16 protein-coding genes are annotated in these 17,923 nt (G+C 63.6%); 12 read left to right on the top strand and 4 right to left on the bottom strand.

What is annotated here, in order from left to right:
* The first annotated feature begins 158 nt into the window (after positions 1-158).
* From G7048_RS11315 to G7048_RS11275, 9 genes are all read left to right on the top strand, one after another.
* Positions 159-1,160, top strand: a complete 1,002-nt coding sequence (locus tag G7048_RS11315; protein WP_166068234.1) for an ABC transporter substrate-binding protein — start codon at positions 159-161, stop codon at positions 1,158-1,160.
* Positions 1,157-2,860, top strand: a complete 1,704-nt coding sequence (locus G7048_RS11310; RefSeq protein ID WP_166068232.1) for an amidohydrolase — start codon at positions 1,157-1,159, stop codon at positions 2,858-2,860. Before G7048_RS11315 ends, G7048_RS11310 begins: the two co-directional genes overlap by 4 nt.
* On the top strand, positions 2,857-4,071 hold the full coding sequence (locus tag G7048_RS11305; RefSeq protein ID WP_166068231.1) for an acyl-CoA dehydrogenase family protein: 1,215 nt from the start codon (positions 2,857-2,859) through the stop codon (positions 4,069-4,071). The genes G7048_RS11310 and G7048_RS11305 overlap by 4 nt, the downstream gene beginning before the upstream one ends.
* 19 nt (positions 4,072-4,090) lie before the next feature.
* On the top strand, positions 4,091-5,299 hold the full coding sequence (locus tag G7048_RS11300) for an acyl-CoA dehydrogenase family protein (RefSeq protein ID WP_240933247.1): 1,209 nt from the start codon (positions 4,091-4,093) through the stop codon (positions 5,297-5,299).
* Positions 5,300-5,346: 47 nt separating this feature from the next.
* Positions 5,347-6,360 carry an ABC transporter substrate-binding protein gene (locus tag G7048_RS11295; RefSeq protein ID WP_166068230.1) on the top strand — a complete coding sequence of 338 codons (1,014 nt, stop codon included), beginning with the start codon at positions 5,347-5,349 and terminating at the stop codon, positions 6,358-6,360.
* A gap of 5 nt (positions 6,361-6,365) precedes the next feature.
* Positions 6,366-7,151: an ABC transporter ATP-binding protein gene (locus tag G7048_RS11290; protein WP_166068229.1), complete on the top strand. Its 786-nt coding sequence runs from the start codon at positions 6,366-6,368 to the stop codon at positions 7,149-7,151.
* Positions 7,148-8,065 carry an ABC transporter permease gene (locus tag G7048_RS11285; RefSeq protein WP_166068228.1) on the top strand — a complete coding sequence of 306 codons (918 nt, stop codon included), beginning with the start codon at positions 7,148-7,150 and terminating at the stop codon, positions 8,063-8,065. The genes G7048_RS11290 and G7048_RS11285 overlap by 4 nt, the downstream gene beginning before the upstream one ends.
* 82 nt (positions 8,066-8,147) lie before the next feature.
* A complete protein-coding gene (locus G7048_RS11280) occupies positions 8,148-9,425 on the top strand; it encodes a M20/M25/M40 family metallo-hydrolase (RefSeq protein ID WP_166068227.1) in 1,278 nt (425 codons plus the stop codon).
* 141 nt (positions 9,426-9,566) lie between these two features.
* Positions 9,567-10,574 carry a tripartite tricarboxylate transporter substrate binding protein gene (locus tag G7048_RS11275; protein ID WP_166068226.1) on the top strand — a complete coding sequence of 336 codons (1,008 nt, stop codon included), beginning with the start codon at positions 9,567-9,569 and terminating at the stop codon, positions 10,572-10,574.
* On the opposite strand, the gene G7048_RS11270 is transcribed toward G7048_RS11275, so the two are convergent.
* On the bottom strand, positions 10,546-11,850 hold the full coding sequence (locus G7048_RS11270) for an SGNH/GDSL hydrolase family protein (protein ID WP_166068225.1): 1,305 nt from the start codon (positions 11,848-11,850) through the stop codon (positions 10,546-10,548). The genes G7048_RS11275 and G7048_RS11270 overlap by 29 nt on opposite strands.
* Before the next feature lie 143 nt (positions 11,851-11,993).
* Here G7048_RS11270 and G7048_RS28310 point away from each other — a divergent pair, with 143 nt between their 5' ends.
* Positions 11,994-12,833 (top strand): DUF6882 domain-containing protein, encoded by an 840-nt coding sequence (locus tag G7048_RS28310; protein ID WP_205750363.1) that lies wholly within the window; start codon positions 11,994-11,996, stop codon positions 12,831-12,833.
* Positions 12,834-12,873: 40 nt separating this feature from the next.
* Here the strand turns inward: G7048_RS28310 and G7048_RS11260 are convergent, their stop codons facing one another.
* Positions 12,874-14,298 (bottom strand): FAD-binding oxidoreductase, encoded by a 1,425-nt coding sequence (locus tag G7048_RS11260; protein WP_166068224.1) that lies wholly within the window; start codon positions 14,296-14,298, stop codon positions 12,874-12,876.
* A gap of 325 nt (positions 14,299-14,623) precedes the next feature.
* Positions 14,624-14,896 (bottom strand): hypothetical protein, encoded by a 273-nt coding sequence (locus G7048_RS11255; RefSeq protein ID WP_166068223.1) that lies wholly within the window; start codon positions 14,894-14,896, stop codon positions 14,624-14,626.
* Between the two features lie 158 nt (positions 14,897-15,054).
* Here G7048_RS11255 and G7048_RS11250 point away from each other — a divergent pair, with 158 nt between their 5' ends.
* Positions 15,055-15,627: a cob(I)yrinic acid a,c-diamide adenosyltransferase gene (locus G7048_RS11250; protein ID WP_166068222.1), complete on the top strand. Its 573-nt coding sequence runs from the start codon at positions 15,055-15,057 to the stop codon at positions 15,625-15,627.
* Positions 15,628-15,673: 46 nt separating this feature from the next.
* On the top strand, positions 15,674-16,576 hold the full coding sequence (locus tag G7048_RS11245; protein ID WP_166068221.1) for a LysR substrate-binding domain-containing protein: 903 nt from the start codon (positions 15,674-15,676) through the stop codon (positions 16,574-16,576).
* Positions 16,577-16,578: 2 nt separating this feature from the next.
* Here the strand turns inward: G7048_RS11245 and G7048_RS11240 are convergent, their stop codons facing one another.
* A complete protein-coding gene (locus G7048_RS11240) occupies positions 16,579-17,817 on the bottom strand; it encodes a D-amino acid dehydrogenase (RefSeq protein WP_166068220.1) in 1,239 nt (412 codons plus the stop codon).
* Between the last annotated feature and the right edge of the window lie 106 nt (positions 17,818-17,923).

Below are 17,923 nucleotides of genomic sequence, written 5' to 3'. Positions count from 1 at the left end.
GAATCGTGTGAAGACGTGGAACGTTGCATTGTCCACGCCCGCGCATATACCTGCATTTCAAACGCGTTTTGAAACTATCCATATCCGGAATCCATCTTGGACTGAATGGACCGCGTTTTCTAGACTGGGCCGCTTTCAAATTTTGAAAGTGTTTCCAAATGCAGCGTCGCGACTTTCTTGCCGCCGGATCGGCTCTGGCCCTTGCATCTTCCGGGGCGTGGGCCCAACAGCGCGCGCAGATTCCGGCGGTCTTTGCCGCGAGTGAAGGCCACAGTTGGGCGGTTCCCTTTGTGGCCGACGCAGAAAAGCTCTGGGCCAAGGAAGGCCTGAACGTCACCAGTCTGGGCTTCACATCGGGTCGTCTCTCGGCCGAAGCCGCGCTGGCTGGCAAGGCCGACTTTGCCACCACCACCGACAGCGTGGTCGCACTGGCCGCGCTGCAAGGCCAGAAGGTCAAGGTGTTCGCCGAGTTCGCCAACTCGTCCACGCAGATGCTGGTGGCCGCGCGCCGCGACAAGGGTGTGGTGCAGCCGCAGGATTTGCGCGGCAAGAAATTTGCCACCATGTTCGGCACGGCGGGACATTACTTCGTGAACCGCTACCTCGGTTTGCACGGCCTCACGACCAAGGATGTGACGGTGCTGAACCTGCGCCCGCCGGAGATGATTTCCGCGCTTGCGCAGGGCAGCATCGACGCCTTTGCATGGGACTGGTGGGCAGCGGAAGACGCGGCCAAGGTCGAAGGCCAGGGCAACGTGCATGTGCTTTCTTCTGCGGGCATCGACAAGGTTTTCCAAAGCCACTTCGTGCTCATCACCAACGAGCAGACCGCAGACAGCAAACCCGAGGTGCTGCAGGCCGCCGTACGCGCGCTGATCGGTGCCGAGCAGGTGCTGAACGCCGATGCGGAAAAGGGCGCACAGATTCTGGCGGCACGCACGCGTGGCTCGATCGAATCGTCCCGCAATGGCTTGTCGCGCAATGCGACGCGCGTGCAGCTTGCGCCGCGACTGCTCGACGATCTGGTGCTTGGCGGCCAGTGGGCGATCTCCGAGAAGCTTGCACAGGCCAACCCGGCAGAGCTGCGTCAGCTCTATCGCCAGGCCATCGACACGCGCGCGCTGAGCGCCGTGGCCGCAGACCGGGTGAAGCTGGCATGAGCGTCGTGACCGTTCCCGAACTCGTGCTGGTGCGCGGCAACATCATCACCATGGATGCTGCGCGGCCGCATGCCACCGCGTTGGCGATTGCGCGTGGCCGCATCGTGGCGGTGGGCGACGATGCGCAGATTCGCGCGCTGGCCGACGCTTCCACCAAGGTGATCGACCTTGCCGGACGCACCGTCACGCCGGGCTTCATCGACGCACATGCGCACATGGAGCGCGAGGGGCTCAAGACCTTGCGGCCCACGCTCGCGCATGCCAAGACAGTGAACGACGTGCTCGACATCGTGCGCCGCGAAGCCGCACATCGCGCCAAGGGCGAATGGATCATCACCATGCCGGTGGGGCAGGGGCCGTACTACTTCGGCGGCCCGTCCAACCTGGCGGAAGGCCGCATGCCCACGCGTTGGGAGCTGGATCAGGCTGCGCCCGATCATCCCGTCTACATCCCCGGCCTGTTCGGAAACTGGGGCGTGCCGCCCGGATTCAGCGCGCTCAATTCGCTGGCGCTGGCGCGCAACAACATCCTGCCCGGCACCTGCCCGACGTGCCGCGGCATCGAGATCGAATTCGATGCGAAGGGCGAGCCCACGGGCATCATCGTCGAGCACAACAAGCGCCCGATGCTGGAGTTCGATCTGCTGAGCAACGTGCCCGCGTTTTCGTTCGATGATCGACTCGAAGGCTTGCGCCGCTCGCTGCCGATCTACCACGCGTTCGGCACCACCAGCATCTACGAGGGTCACGGCTCCGCACCGCAAACGCTCGCCGTGTATCGCGCGCTGTGGCAGGCGCAAGCGCTGAGCATGCGTTCGCGTCTGTGCGTGAGCCCCACTTGGTCCACACCGGAAGAAGCGCGCATCACCATGCGCGACGCGCTGCCGCATGCCCGTGGGCAGGGGCTGGGCGATGATTTTCTGCGCATCGGCGGCATCAACCTCGGCATGAACGGCGCGCCCGATGTGGCGGCTGCATCGCGCAGGGCCCTGCCCAACACGGGCTGGGCCGGATTCGTGGAGTGGAACAACCCGCTGCAAGACTACGAGCGCTATGCGCAGCACGCGGCAGAGCACGATCTGCGGGTGCATTCGGTGATCAACACGCGCTTGTCCGATGTGCTGGATGTCTACGAGCGCATCGACGCGCGCTACCCGCTCGCGGGACGGCGCTGGGTGATCGAGCATATCGGCCATGTGGAGCCGGCAGACTACGCACGCATTCGCCGTCTGGGGCTGTTCATCACGACGAATCCGCTCTACACGATCTGGAAGAACGGCGCACCGCATCTGAACGAGCCGGACGACGGCAACCACTACATGCCCGTGCGTTCGCTGATCGAGGCCGGCTTTGCGGTCTCCGCTGGCAGCGACAACATTCCGGTGAACCCTTTCTATGCGGTGTGGACCTGCGTCACGCGGCGTGAACGCACGAGTGGACAAGTCATCGGCCCCGATCAACGTCTCTCCCGCATCGATGCGCTGCGAATGATCACCTCGCATGGGGCGTGGTTGAGCTTCGAAGAAGACATCAAGGGAACGCTCACGCCGGGCAAGTTCGCCGACATCGCCGTGCTGTCCGACGATCCATTGACGGTGGATGACGAGGCGCTGCCAAACATCCACGCGCTGCTCACGCTGGTGGGGGGCAAGCCGGTGCACGGTGACTTGCAGGACTTTGCGCAAGGAGTGGGCGCATGAGTGTTCCGTCCAGCGATCTGCTTTTCAACCGCGACTTCGGCGCATGGACCGAGGTGGTCGAATCCGTCGCCGCGCAGCTCGCCGCCACCGCAGCACAACGCGACCGTCAAGGCGGCACCGCGCTGGAGCAGCGCCGCCTGTTGCGTGAAAGCGGCCTGCTCACCTTGCTCGTTCCCAAGGAATTTGGCGGGCAAGGCGAGGTATGGCCGCTGATCCTGCGCATCGTTCGCAGACTGGCTGCTGCGGACAGTTCCATTGCGCATCTGTTTGCGTTTCAACATCTGCAAGTGGCGACCGTGCTGCTGTTCGGAACGCCCGAGCAGCAGCACAGCCTACTCACGAAGACTGTTGAAAAACGCTGGTTCTGGGGCAATGCGACGAATGACCGTGATGTGCGCTTGCTGTTCGAAAACACGGCGAGCGGACACCAGTTGGTCGGTCCGCGTTTCTTCTGCTCGGGCTCGGTGGATGCGGAAGGCTTGATCGTCAACGTGCCGCATCCGGCCATCGATGGAGCGCGCCTGTTTCTGGCGGTGCCTGCAGACCGCCACGGCGTGCGCATCGGCGGCGACTGGGACGCCTTCGGTCAGCGTCAGACCGACAGCGGAAGCGTGCAGTTCGAGGGCACGCCCGTGGAGCCTGCTGATCGTCTGGGTTGGCCGACCGATCAGCCGCCGCTGCCGCGTCTGCCACGGCATTCGCTGCGCTCGTGCCTGGCGCAGGCCATCCTCACCGAAATCTATCTGGGCAACACGGAAGGAGCGCTGGAGGCTGCGCGCGAACACCTCACGCAGCGAGCCCGTCCATGGCCCGGAACCGGAGCCGATTCGGCAACGCAGGACAGCACGATTCAACTGCGGTTCGGAGAGCACTGGATTGCCTACCGCGGCGCGCGCCGTATTGCAGACCACGCGGCGCTTTCGCTGCAGCACGCATGGGCGCGCGGCGATGCGTTGACCGCACCGGAGCGCGCAGCCGTGGCGCTGGAGATGGCAGAAGCGCGTGTGGCCTCGGCGCAGGCGGGGCTCGCGATCACCAGTGGTCTGTTTGATCAGATGGGGGCCAACGCCACCGCTGGCGGGCTCGCACTGGATCGCTACTGGCGAAACATCCGCGTGCACAGCTTGCATGATCCGCTGGATCTCAAGCGCCAGGCGTTGGGCAAATGGCTGTTGCGCGGCGAGGCTCCACAGCCTTCCGGTTTCAGTTGAAGCGCGTGAGGAGCATGTTGTGAACCCATCAGATGGCATCTCTGTGACCTCGCGTTCCAAGGAACTGGATGTCGCGCTTGCCGCGATGGACGGACTCAAGCGCGAACTCGCCCTCACTGCCGTGGCGCGCGATGCGGCGGGTGGAACGGCCTTGGCCGAACGCCGCTTGCTGCGTGACAGTGGCTTGTTGACGCTGGCCGTGCCGCGCCAATGGGGCGGTCAGCAACTCGCGTGGCCCGACGTTCTGCGGCTGGTGCGCAGCCTTGCCGAAGTGGACAGCTCGCTGGCCCACCTCTTCGGGTTTCAGCATCTGCAGGTGGCCTCTGTTCTGTTGTTCGGATCGGATGTCCAGAAAGCCAAGTACCTGCGTGCGACCGTCGATGAACGCTGGTTCTGGGGCAATGCCGTCAATGCGCGCGACACGCGGCTCAGTGTGCAGCAATCGGGCGACGGGTACCTGCTCAATGGCCTCAAGGCATTCTGTTCGGGGGCTCGCGATTCGGATGTGCTCAACGTCTCCTTCACGGTCGGCACGGCCCCGACGGATCGCCGGTTCGCGGTGATTCCCACCCACCGCGCAGGCATCACCGTGCGCGACGACTGGGACAACATGGGCCAGCGCCAGACCGACAGTGGCACCGTCGCGTTCGATCACGTGCTCATCGAGCGTGCCGAGGTGCTTGGCCCACCTGGCGTGGCCAGCAGTCCGCGCGCCACACTGCGCAATCTCATCGGGCAATTGGTGCTCACCGAGATCTATCTGGGCAACGCGCGCGGTGCGTTGCTGTCGTCGGTGGAGCATATGCGCGAGCATGTCCAGCCCTGGCCAATGGCGGGGGTCGAGCGTGCCGTCGATGACCCCGTCATGCAATTGCAGGCGGGCGATCAGTGGATTCAGCTTCAGGCCGCCGAAGCGCTTGCCGATCGCGCGTTGGAGCACTTTCAGCGTGCTTGGGATGCGGGCGATTCGCTCACCGCCGAACAACGCGGCGCACTGTCGCTCGACATCGCCGCAGCGCGCGTGCATGCCGGTCGCGTGGCCTTGCATGTGACCTCCGAAATCTTCGAGCTGGTCGGTGCTCGGTCCACTGCGCGCAAGCATGGCTTTGACCGCTTCTGGCGCAACGTGCGCGTGCACACGCTGCATGACCCACTCGACCATCGCAAGAAGGCCGTGGGGCGCTGGCTGTTGACCGGCGACATTCCCGATCCGTTCGGCTATGGCTGAGTCCTTGGGCCTGCCGCTTTTTTTCACCTCATCTGTCGGAGACGCTCATGCCGTTTCAACCACTCAACCGTCGCCAATTCAATCTCGGGCTGGGGCTCTCTGCGCTTTCGCTTGCCGGCACCAGTGCCCATGCGGCTGCGCAGAAGGTCGTCATCGCCGAAAGCCAAGGCTTCAGCTGGGCGATTCCCTATCTGGTCTCCAGCAAGAACCTCTGGAAAAACCATGGCATCGAAGCCAGCACCTTGCCGTTCACCTCGGGCCGTCTGGCCTTTGATGCCGCCGTCGCGGGCAAGGCACAGTTCGCCACGTCCACCGACAGCGTGGTGGGCCTGGCGGGCGCCAATGGCGTGCGCTCGTACATCGTGGCGGAATTCACGCGACTGTCCAGCGGCATGGTGGTGGTGGCGCGAACGGATCGCGGCATCCACACGCCTGCGCAGCTCAAGGGCAAACGCATTGCGACCACGCTGGGCTCCAGCGGTCACTACTTTCTGAGTCGCTATCTCTCGCTGCATGGACTCACGCTCAAGGACGTGACGGTCGTGAATCTGCGCGGACCCGATGCGGTCACCGCGATCACGCAAGGCGGCATCGACGCCTTTGCCTGGGGCTGGGATGCCGGGCAGCAGGCGATCGAGCAAAGCGCAGGCAAGGTCGTTCAACTGCCTGCGGACGGTTTGGAGCGTGTGTTCGTGAGCCACTACGTGCTCACCGCCAACGAAGAGGTAGTGCACAAATCGCCCAAGCTGGTGGAGGGCGCAGTGCGGGCATTGCTCGACGCCGAAGCGTTCTATCGCGCGCAGACCGACGAGGCGATTGCACTGGTGGCGCAGCGCACCAAATCGACCGTGGAGACCACGCGCGAAGGGCTCTCGAACGTGAAACTGGGGGTGCGACTCGATGATCGTCTGATCGACGACCTCGTGCTCAACGGTGAATGGGCCGTCGAATCGGGCTTGGCTCAACGGCCTGCGCAGGATCTGCGCCAGCTCTATCGCGGACTGATCTACCCCGACGCGTTGCGCGCTGCTGCAGCGGATCGCGTCACATTGAGCAGGTGAACTCCATGACCAATGATCCGCAAATCGCCGCACGGATTCGCGACGTTTCCCAGCTCTATGCTTCCGCATCGGGCGACATCCATTGGGCGCTGCGCGACGTCAGTCTGGACATTCGCGCGGGTGAATTCGTCTGCGCCATCGGCCCGAGCGGCTGCGGCAAGACCACGCTCCTGAACATGATTGCGGGCTTCCTCAAGCCCACGCAGGGCACGGTGCAGGCGCACGGTCAGCCGGTGCAAGGACCGGGCCCGGATCGCGGCGTCGTCTTTCAGGAGTACGCACTGTTCCCATGGCTGACGGCGCGCAAGAACGTCGAATTCGGCTTGCGCCAGCAAGGCGCGAATCGCAAGGAAACGCACGAGAAGGCGCAGCAGTTGCTCGATCTCATCGGCCTCACGCATGCAGCGGACCGCTATCCATTCGAGCTTTCGGGCGGCATGCGTCAGCGCGTCGCCGTGGCGCGTGCATTGGCGACAGAGCCGCAACTGCTGTTGATGGATGAGCCATTCGCCGCCATCGATGCACTCACGCGCGCGACCTTGCAGGACGAGTTGCTGCGGATCTGGCAGAAGCTCTCGCTGTCGGTGTTCTTCATCACGCACAACATCGAGGAGGCGGTCTATCTCGCGCAGAAGGTGGTGGTGATGAGCCCGCATCCTGGACGAATCGAAGAGATCGTCGAGATCGATTTGCCGTATCCGCGCCATCGCGGCGATGCCGCCTTTGGTGCAGCTTACGCGCGCATCAGCGAAGTGTTTGCCCATGTGGGTCAGGAAGTGAACGCAGCATGAATACCTTGAGCACGGCCGTACATTCCGCGTCGTTGACCACCACCTCTGGCAAGAGCGAGCACAAGACCGATGCCGCGTTGCCTCGCACCACGCGGCATATCGAACAGGCGTTCATCGCGCGCGAACAGGCCCGGCGGCGCATTGCACTGCGCTCGCAATTGCTGCTCGGCATTGCCGGCGTGCTGTTGTTTCTGCTGGTGTGGGAGCTGGCACCGCGCGTGGTTCCGGGTGTCAACACCAAGATGTTTCCACCTCCATCGCACATTGCCCAAGTGTTTGCCGACATGACATGGGGCACCGGCGAAATCTGGCCGCATGTGGGCGCGAGCCTGCTGCGTGCGCTTTGGGGGTTTTTGCTGGGTTCGAGCGTCGGCATTGTCTTTGGCGTGCTGACCGGGCGCATCCCATGGCTGCGGCAGTTGAGCGATCCGGTGGTGCACGGCTTGCGCGCGATTCCCGCCATCGCCATCGTGCCGCTGGCCATTGTGTGGTTCGGCCTGGGCGATGTCTCCAAGGTCATGCTGATCGCCTGGGGCACTTTCTTTCCGGTGTGGCTCAACACCTTCATCGGTGTGCGCGATCTGCCGCCGGTGTATCTGCGTTCGGCCGCATCGCTGGGCGCGAGTCGCACGTCCACCGTGCTGCAGGTGGCGTTGCCCGCTGCGCTGCCGTTCGTGTTCGCGGGCCTGCGGCATGCCACGTCCGTGGCCTTCGTGGTGGTGGTCGCCGCCGAACTCGTGGGCGCGGAAAAAGGCCTTGGCTACCTGATCTCGTTCGCGCATCTGGTGTTCCGCGTGGACATCATGTTCGTCGGTCTCATCTACCTTGGAGCCATCGGGTTTCTGACCGATCAACTGTTTGCCTGGCTGCTGCACCGGCTGTTCCCCTGGTACGGCGCGGAGGCGCGTCGTTAGTCGGTATTCACTGCGCATTGCTGGTAATCTTGCTGCCGCCTTCGGGCAAGACACAAGCAGTTTTCAATAAAAAGGAACGTCCATGCGCAGCCGCTTCTCCACCTCTTTCACCGCTCTGGCCATCGCAACCGCCGCGTTGGCCGCACAGGCCGCACCGCAGGCCGAACTCCACGAGCTTGCGCAAAAGCAGCAGCAGGCTTATCTCGATACGCTGAAGGAGCTCGTGCATATCGAGTCCGGCAGCAAAGATCTGGAAGGCACCAAGCAGATCGCCGAGTACGTCGCGGGCAAGTTGCGCGCGCTCGGTGGCAAGGTCGAGATCCTGCCTGCCACCGACATTTACCGTCTTGACGACACGCCCGAGCAGGTCGGCCCCATGGTGCATGCCGAGTTCAAGGGCAAGGGCAAGAGCCGCATCATGATGATTGCGCACATGGACACGGTGTACCTCAAGGGCATGATCAAGGACCAGCCGTTCCGCGTCGATGGCGACAAGGCTTATGGCCTCGGCATTGCGGACGACAAGCAGGGCGTGGCGCTCATCATTCACGCGGTCGATTTGATCAAGAAGCTGGGCTACGAAGACTACGGCACGCTCACCGTGCTGATGAACAGCGACGAGGAAATCAGCTCGCCCGCCGCGCGCAGCACCATGGTGCGTCTGGGCGCGGAGCAGGATGCCGTGTTCTCGTACGAAGGCGGCGGCACCGATGGCAGCCTGCGCCTTGCGACCAGCGGCATTGGCGCGGCGTATCTGAAGGTGACGGGCAAGGCCTCGCACGCGGGTGCCAAGCCGGAAGATGGCGTGAACGCGCTGTACGAGCTGTCGCATCAGGTGCTGCAGATGAAGGATCTGTCGTCCAAGCCCGAAGAAGGTCTGAAGCTCAACTGGACCCTGTCCAAGTCGGGTTCCAACCGCAATGTGGTGCCTGCCGAAGCGACGGCCCAGGCCGATGCGCGTGCACTCAAGGTGGCCGATTTCACCGCGCTCGAAGCGGCGATGAACGAGAAGGTCAAAAACAAGCTGCTGCCCGATTCCAAGGTGGAACTGAAGTTCGAAGTGCGCCGTCCGCCGCTCGAGGCCAACGACTCGGGCCGCGCGATTTCCAAGCACGCCCAAGGCATCTACGAGAAGGAACTGCAACTGCCCATGAAGGTCATGGACAAGGCCACCGGCGGCGGCACCGATGCGGCATTCGCGGCGCTCAAGGCCAAGGGCGGCGTGATCGAGGGATTTGGATTGTCGGGCTACGGCGCGCACTCGAACAGTGCCGAATACGTGCAGATCAACACCATCGTGCCGCGCCTGTATCTGACCGCACGGATGATTCAGGACATCTCTGCGGGCAAGGTCAAATAAGGCTCGGATCGGTCTGAAATGCCCCGGCACGCAGGGGCAAACCCGAAATCGAAATCGCGACGTCTCGTCCTATAGTGGCTTGCAGGCGCTGCCGTGATCGCAACGGCAGCGCAGCACAAACTACAGGCAAGGAGACACGCAATGCATTCGAGTTCTCGGGGGCTGAGTCGCCGTCGCGCCGCAGCGTCCATCGCTGCGGGCGGCCTTTTGGGTTCGCTGGGGCTGGGCCTTGGCACGGCCGCGCGTGCGGCGGACTATCCCGCCAAGCCGGTGCGCATCGTCGTCGGCTTTTCCGCTGGCGGAACCACCGATCTGGTGGCGCGCATTCTGGCCAAGGAGCTCACGCAGGCGCTGGGCCAATCCTTCGTGGTGGACAACAAGCCCGGTGGCGGCAGCAACATCGCCACGGATCAGGTCATGGCCGCGCCCGCCGACGGCTACACGCTGCTGTGCGTTGCGGTCACCAGCGCCATCAACCAGACGCTGTATCCCAACGTGAAGTTCGACCTCAATCGCGACTTCGATGCTGTGGTGCTGGGCGCGAAAGTGCCCAACATTCTGGTGGTCAACAACAACGTTCCCGCCAAGAACGTGAAGGAGCTGATCGAGTGGGTGCGAGCCAACAACGACAAGGCGGCATACGCTTCGTCCGGCAGCGGCACGTCCATCCACATGGCCGGTGAGCTGTTCAAGGTGCGCACGGGCCTGAAAACGCAGCATGTGCCCTACAAGGGCAGCGCGCCGGCACTTACCGATCTGATCGGTGGACAGGTGCAGTTCATGTTCGACAACATGCCGTCCGCCTGGCCACAGGTGCAGGGCGGCAAGCTGAAAGCGTTGGCGGTGACGACCAAGACGCGCTCGCCTTCCGCGCCCGACATTCCGACCATGGAGGAGAGCGGCGTCGCGCCTTTCGACGTGAGTTCGTGGTTCGGTCTGATCGCCCCCAAGGGCACGCCCAAGGAGGCGATCGACAAGATCAACAAGGCCGTGAATGCGGCCTTCGACAAGCCCGAGGTGAAAGAGGCCTACGCCAAGCTGGGCGCGGTGTCGGAGAAGAACACGCCGCAGCAGTACAGCGAGTTCATCAAGCACGAAGTCGCGAGCTGGGCTCCTGTGGTCAAGGCGTCGGGCGCGAAGGTGGACTGACGGCTTCAGGTCTCAGTTCGGGCATCGCTTCGGGCACCAGTTCGGGCGACAGCGCGCGCAGGTCGACAGCATCGGCCATGGAGCGCAAACCTTCATCGCCCGGATGCAGATGGTCGCCGCTGTCGTATGCCGCCAGCATGCGCGCGGGATGTGCTGGATCGCGCAGCACCGCATCGAAATCCACCACCGCATCGAACGCATGGCTGTGCCTGATCCAGTCGTTGAGTTGGTGGCGCAGCGCGTCTTTCTCAGGCTGAAAATAATCATCGAGCGGCGAGTCGGGCAACGCGCCTTCGAACGGCGCGAGCGTGGCTCCGATCACGCGCACGCCGTGAGCATGCAACTGCGCGATCAACTGGCGGTAGCCCGCCGTCAGCGATGCGAGGGTGGGCAGTGATGCATCGCGCGCAAACGCGGTTCCGGGCCAGGCGATGTCGTTGATGCCGAGTGCCACGACGGCCGCTTGCAGGCCCGGTTGCGACAGCACATCGCGATCCAGTCTGGCGAGCGCATTCACGCCCATTCCATCCGACAGCAGACGTGCCCCCGAGATGCCTGCGTTGACGACGGCAACGTCATGCGGGGTCAACCGCGTGGCCAGAAAATCGGGCCAGCGTGTGTCCTTGTCGAGGCTGGCTGTTGCGCCATCGGTGATTGAATCTCCGATCACCACCACGCTGCGCGGCGTGCCGATGCGTTCGACATGAATGCCTGCAAGCAGCGACCTTGCCGTGGTGCTCATCGCTGGCGGAATCATGTCGAGTTGGGGTGCTTGGGTTTGATCGCCGGACACGATCCAGCCCGTCTGGCGGCCATCCCAATGGAAGGTGGTGAGCGGCGTGGGTTCCGGCAGAAAAAGGCTGATGGTGAGGAGCGAAAGCGCCTCGGTTTTCATGTCGATCGGATCGCTGATCAACGATGCGCCGGGAAGCATCGTGCCCGCAGATTCACCACCGAACGTGACCGCGCGGATGTCATCCGCCGAGCGCGCGACAGTGGCGCGACCGATACACACCGGCGTCTTTCCATGCACGTTGGAGAGCACGATGCGCAGCCTCTTTCCACCCAGGCTGAGGCGCGCCATCTGGCGCACCGTCTGGTTGTGCAATCGGCCCGGAACATTGGTGGGAAACAGGAAATCGTCGCCCCAGACCGGCTGCGCGCTGGCGGCCCAACTGGCCACCCACGCATGAGTCAGTGCACCGCCCGAGGGTGTGCGCGCACTTCGCATGGGGCTGCTCGTTGTCCGGTCGTCGCTGTGCGGAAGATGCTTCATGCTGGCAGGTCCAGTCAGATATGGAAGGACTTGCATGATGGGCTGGCGCATTGATGAAAACTAGGTCTTTTGATGGCACAGCGCTTGTGCTTTCAAAGCACAAATGCGGCATGATGTGCGCATCCCGCCGCTCTGGGCACATCATGTCCAACCCACACAAGCATTCATTCGACGAAGCCCGTTGGCCGTTTGACGAGCCCGTGAACACGGCCACGTTCACCACGCGGCATGTGATGGACGGATCGCTTCCCGTGTTGGAGGTGTTTCATGACCACGATGGCGAGTGGCAGTTTCTGTGCGGCACCACGACCGAACAGGCCGATGTGAAACTCGTCTGCATGGGCTGCGTGCTGGAGCGCGATGCGTCGCTGTTTGAACTCTCCGACCTGCCGCCGGGTTGGTGCGCCGATCGTGCCGCACCAGGCGAATCGTGGATTCGCGACGTGTTTCCCGAAGACGAAGATGAGGAAGCAGAGGACGACGAAGCGGGCAGCGACGAAGATTTCGTTCGCATGACGGCATCGGAATTCGAGGCCTTCGTCGATGCCGCCGTGGATGAATTGAGCTGCAAACAGGACGCGCTGATCTCCGAGCATGGCTTCGGTGATTTCGAGCGTTGGTCCTTCGATCAGGCCAGTGAAAAACTGGAGATGTTCGATGAGGCAGACAAGAAGATCATCGAAGCCGATGTGATCGACATCGGAAGCTACGCGCGCCAATCGAACACCTGGAAATGGGCGTGGGGCAATGAACATGTGCTGCCTGCATTGCGCGAAAAATCCAGACGACTGAAAGTGCTGGAACGCATCACGGGTCGCCGCATGTTCATCGTTCCCGAAGCCTTCAAGCTCGATGAGGAATGCATGGCATGGGAGCTTGCGGCCATCGGTGTGCAGCATCTCCAAGCCATGGGCGTCTATCGTGCGCCCCACGAGTCGGGGCTGAACACCTTCTTGGCGATCACCGCGATTCGCCATTTCTGAAGCGGCGAGAAAGCGCTTGCGCGCCATCCTCACCGCCGGATCAGATCGAGAAAATCTTCCCCGGATTGAGGATGTTCTTCGGGTCAAGCGCCTGCTTGATGGTGCGCATCATGTCCACCGCGCCCGCACCGGTTTCTTCGAGCAGAAAGCCCATCTTGTGGATGCCGATGCCGTGCTCGCCCGTGCAGGTGCCGCCCAGCGCGATGGTGCGCGCCACGAGCTGGTGATTCAGGGCTTCGGCTTTCACGCGTTCTTCGGGGATATTGGGGTCGATCAGGTAGCCGAAGTGGAAGTTGCCATCGCCCACGTGGCCGACGAGGAAGTAGGGGATGCCGCTGTCGTCGGCTTCTTTCACGGAGTCCAGCAGCGCGTCGGCCAGGCGGCTGATCGGCACGCAGGTGTCGGTGCTGATGGCGCGGCAGCCGGGGCGCGATTGCACGGCGGCGAAATAGGCGTTGTGGCGCGCGGTCCAAAGGCGTGTGCGGTCTTCGGGCGTGGTCGCCCATTCGAACGATTGGCCGCCCCATTCCTTGGCGAGTTCCTGCACGGTTTCGGCCTGTTCCTGCACGCCTGCGGGCGAGCCGTGGAACTCCATCAGCAGCAGCGGCTCTTCGCGCAGCGTGAGCTTGCTGTGGGCATTCACCATGCGCACGGAGTTCGCATCGATCAGTTCCACGCGCGCAATCGGCACACCGAGCTGGATGGTCTGGATCACGGTGCGCACGGCGGCTTCGATGCTGGGGAACGAGCAGATCGCGGCGCTCACGGCTTCGGGCAGCGGGTACAGGCGCACGGAGATTTCGGTGAAGATGCCGAGCGTGCCTTCGCTGCCGACCAAGAGGCGCGTGAGGTCGTAGCCCGCAGCGCTTTTCTTGGCGCGCGTTCCGGTGCGGATCACGTCGCCGTTGGCGGTCACCACTTCCAGCGCCAGCACGTTCTCGCGCATGGTGCCGTAGCGCACGGCGTTGGTGCCGCTCGCGCGGGTCGATGTCATGCCGCCGATGCTGGCGTCCGCGCCCGGATCGATGGGGAAGAACAGACCTGTGTCCTTGATCGCGTCGTTGAGCTGCTTGCGCGTGATGCCCGGCTGCACGGTGACGGTGAGGTCGTCCGCATCGACCGACAGAATCTTGTTCATGCGGCTCACGTCGATGCTGATGCCGCCTTGAATGGCCAGCAGATGGCCTTCGAGCGAGGAGCCTGCGCCGTAGGGAATCACCGGCACGTCGTACTGCGATGCGAGCTTGACGGCATCGGCCACGTCCTGCGTGCTTTCGGCAAACACCACGGCCGATGGAGGCGGGGCCTGCAGCGATCCTTCATCGCGGCCGTGCTGCTCGCGCACGGCCTGCGCGGTGGAGAACTGAGCGCCGAATCGCGCCGCCAGCGCATCCAGAAACGCCTGCGGCACGGGGCGCAGTTGCACTTTGGGCAGCAGGTGGGTGGCATCGGTGGGGGCGTTCATGGGTGTTCTCCGGAGACTGACAAATCAAGCCTCACATTCTAGGTTTCGCACGGCTCGCCCTGGCTGTGGATAACCATAGCCGCAGTTGGACGGTCAGATTCCACGCATGAAGGCGCGCATGAAAAAACCGCCAGGCCCTGGAGTGGCAACCTGGCGGTTCGGGTGCAAATTCGTGATGCGTTCACGCCTCTACTCGTGAATGCCTCTTTGCGTGATGTGGGGATGACTAGCGGTGAATGTCCATGAAGAAGAATGCTGACGAAAACAATGGCCGCTGACGGTCCGGTGGGACGGCGTCAGCGGCGGGTCGAGAAACGGAGAGTCATCAATATCCGTTGAGCGCGTCCGCTGCCTTGAAGGCGCGTTCGCGCTGTACGCTGAAGGGCTCGTTGCGCTGGGTTTGTTCGCCAGACGTTGGGGTGCCGGGCGATGAAACCGGACCGATCACGGGTCCGGAGCTGGTTTTGTCCGAGGAGGGGGAAGTCGTTTGCGCTTGTGCGCCCACCGCAGTGGCGCCGATGGCGATGGCCGCAAACAGCATGACGCTGCGTGCGTCAAACCAGGCCATCGGGGTACGTCGTTGCTGAGGCTGGGTCATGTCGTTGAACTCCGAAAAAGTGTTGAACACGGCTCTATTGCACCGCAGCAAGCGCTCTCGATCCAGCACTATTGCCCGCTGTTGCTCGCCTCCTCATTTGCCGCCTTGATGTAAAGCACAATGGAGAACTTGCGCAGACAACTAGGAGAAAACACGCCATGGGTAACCGTTTGACACAAATCGCGACACGCACAGGCGATGATGGCACTACCGGCCTTGGGGACAACACGCGCGTTTCCAAGAACAGTGGCCGCCCGCACGCCATGGGTGATGTGGATGAGCTCAACTCGCACATCGGTCTGCTGCTGTGCGAAGACCTGCCTGCCGACGTGCGCGATCTGCTTGTCGATGTGCAGCACCAGCTCTTCAACTTGGGCGGCGAGCTGTCGATTCCCGGTTTCGAATTGCTCAAGGACGACGGCCTGCTGCAGCTCGACGACGCGCTCGCGCACTACAACGCGCAACTGCCGCGTCTGCAGGAATTCATCCTGCCTGCAGGCACGCGCGCCGCATCGCAAGCCCATGTCTGCCGCACCGTGGCGCGTCGCGCAGAGCGTGCCGTGGTGGCGCTGCAGGACAGCGAAAACATGCGCTCCGCACCGCGCCAATATCTGAACCGTCTGTCCGATCTGCTGTTCGTTCTCTCGCGCGTGCTCAACCGCGTGAACGGCGGCGACGATGTGTACTGGAAAAGCGAACGTCTCGCGCGCGCCGCGAAAGACGAGCAGTGATGCGCGCCATCTGACCCACTGACCAGCAGCACCAGCGCGCACAGCCATGCGATTGCGGCACATCGAAGTCTTCAACGCCGTCATGCAGACCGGCAGCGTGAGCGCAGCCGCGCGGCTCATCAACGTCACGCAGCCAGCCGTGAGTCGCACGTTGCAGCACGCGGAGCTGCAGCTCGGCTTCGCGCTGTTCCAGCGTGCGCGCGGACGGCTCACGCCAACGAACGAAGCGCTCGCGCTGTTCCCGCACATCGAAAGGCTGTTCGAGCAGCTCGATGAAGTGCAGCGCCTTGCCGTCAATCTGCGCCACGGTCAGGCGGCGGATCGGCTCACCGTGCTGACCGTGTTCGCATTGAGCCGCGACGCGCTGCCGCGCGCAGTGGCCGGGTTCCGCGAGAAATATCCACAGGTGCAGGTCCATGTGCAGGCGCTGCACACGCCGCAGGTTGTCTCCGCGCTGCTGCTGCAGGAGGCCGATGTGGGCTTCGTGATCAGCTCGGTGCGCCAGGCCGCGCTGGAGCACGAAACGCTGGCCGAAGTCGACATGCAGTGCATCCTGCCCAAGAGCCTGCTGCCGCCATCGCGCGTGCGGGCGGCGGGCATGGAGTTGAAGGATCTGGCCGATCTGCCGGTGGTCGCGCTTGACGGCAAGGACCCGCTCGGCATCCGCATCAATCAGGCCTGCCGCGAGCACGGCGTGGGGCTGTCTCCGGTGGTCACGGTGCAGACGTATCACGCGGCGTTGTCGATGGCCGAATACGGCCTCGGCGCGGCGATCGTCGACGGCTGCACGGCCGCCGCGGCCGACTTGAGCAAGGTGCATGTCGTGCCGCTGCTGCCGCACATCACCGTGGGCGTGAACGCCTTGCATCTCGCGCAAAGACCGGGCTCGGTGCTCGCTCGTGCGATGACGCAGGAGATGCGCAAGGCGCTGCGCGACACGCTCGGTTGAGTTCAGCCCCGGCTCATCTGCCTGAGCAGCTCCGTGGCCGAACCAAAGGCCAGCGTGAGGCCCAATGCGCCGTGTCCTGTCTGCATCCACAGATTGTCCGGCCCCCCTTTTTGCCTTCCGGTGATTGGCAAGCCCTTGGGTGTGGCTGGGCGCATGCCGGTCCAGGGTTGAACTTCGCCGTCCACCGGCAGATGCGGAAACACCTCGCGCGTGGAGCGCTTGAGGCTTTCGATGCGCGCGGGGTTCAGGCGTGTGTCGCGGCCCACGATCTCGACCATGCCCGCCACGCGCAGGCGCTCGCCGGTGCGTGCGAACACGACCTTGCGCGCGGTGTCGGTCACGCTGATCTGCGGTGCAGCATCCGGCGTGGCGGTGGCGTCGAGCGTGATGCTGTAGCCCTTGAGGGGATAGACGGGGATGCTGGCGCCGAGTTGGCGTGCCTGCTCGGCGCTTTGCCAGCCGCTGGCCAGCACGAAATGGTCGGCACCGATCTTGCCGCGTGAGCTGTTCAGCGCGGCGATGCTGCCGCCTTGCACGTCGAACGATTGCACCTCGGTGCCGTACTGGAACTGCACGCCGCGCTCCTGCAGGCGCTCGGCGAGTTGCTCGCAGAGCTTGCGGCAATCGACGGCGCTTTCGCTCGGTGTGTGGACGGCACCGACCATGCGCGGCGCGTAGGCAGCCAGTGCGGGTTCGAGTCGCGCCACTTCGGCGGCATTGACGACGCGTTGCAGTGCACCGCCCATCTTCGATTGCAGTTGCACCTGCTGCGCCGCGCCATCCAGCCCTTCCTGCGAGGCAAAAAGCACGAGTTTTCCGGGCGTGTGAAAGTCGCAGGCTAGCTGTTCTTTCTCCTGCATGGCCTCGAATGCCTTGCGGCTTTCGGCGGCCAGCGTGAGCAGTTCGCGCGTGCTTTGCGCCGATGTCTGCGCATTGCAGGCACCGAGAAATTCCATGCCCCAGCGCCATTGCTGCGGATCGGCTTGCAGGCGGAACTTGAGTGGCGAATCTTTTTCCAGCAGCAGCTTGGGCAGCATCTTCCAGATGCCCGGATCGGCCAGCGGCTGCACGTACGAATAGCTCAGTTGCGCGCCGTTGCCGCCGCTTGCGCCCATGGCGGGGCGCGGCGCGCGGTCCACCACGGTGACGCGGTGACCGGCCTGCTGCAGAACATAGGCGGTGGCCAGGCCGACGATGCCTGCGCCGACGATGCAGATGTGCTTGGGTTGCTCGGTTTTCATGACGAGAAACACTGTAGTTCCGCCGCGCTCCCGCGTCGCATGGCGTTTTGCACATAGGGTATGCCCTTGAGTTATGGATGACGTCGTTTACCCCTAGCTTTGTCGC

The organism is Diaphorobacter sp. HDW4B (genome assembly GCF_011305535.1).
In the GTDB taxonomy this organism is placed as follows: domain Bacteria; phylum Pseudomonadota; class Gammaproteobacteria; order Burkholderiales; family Burkholderiaceae_C; genus Diaphorobacter_A.
The sequence above is the reverse complement of the archived record's forward strand: the minus strand, read 5'-3'. Positions and strand labels throughout refer to the sequence as shown.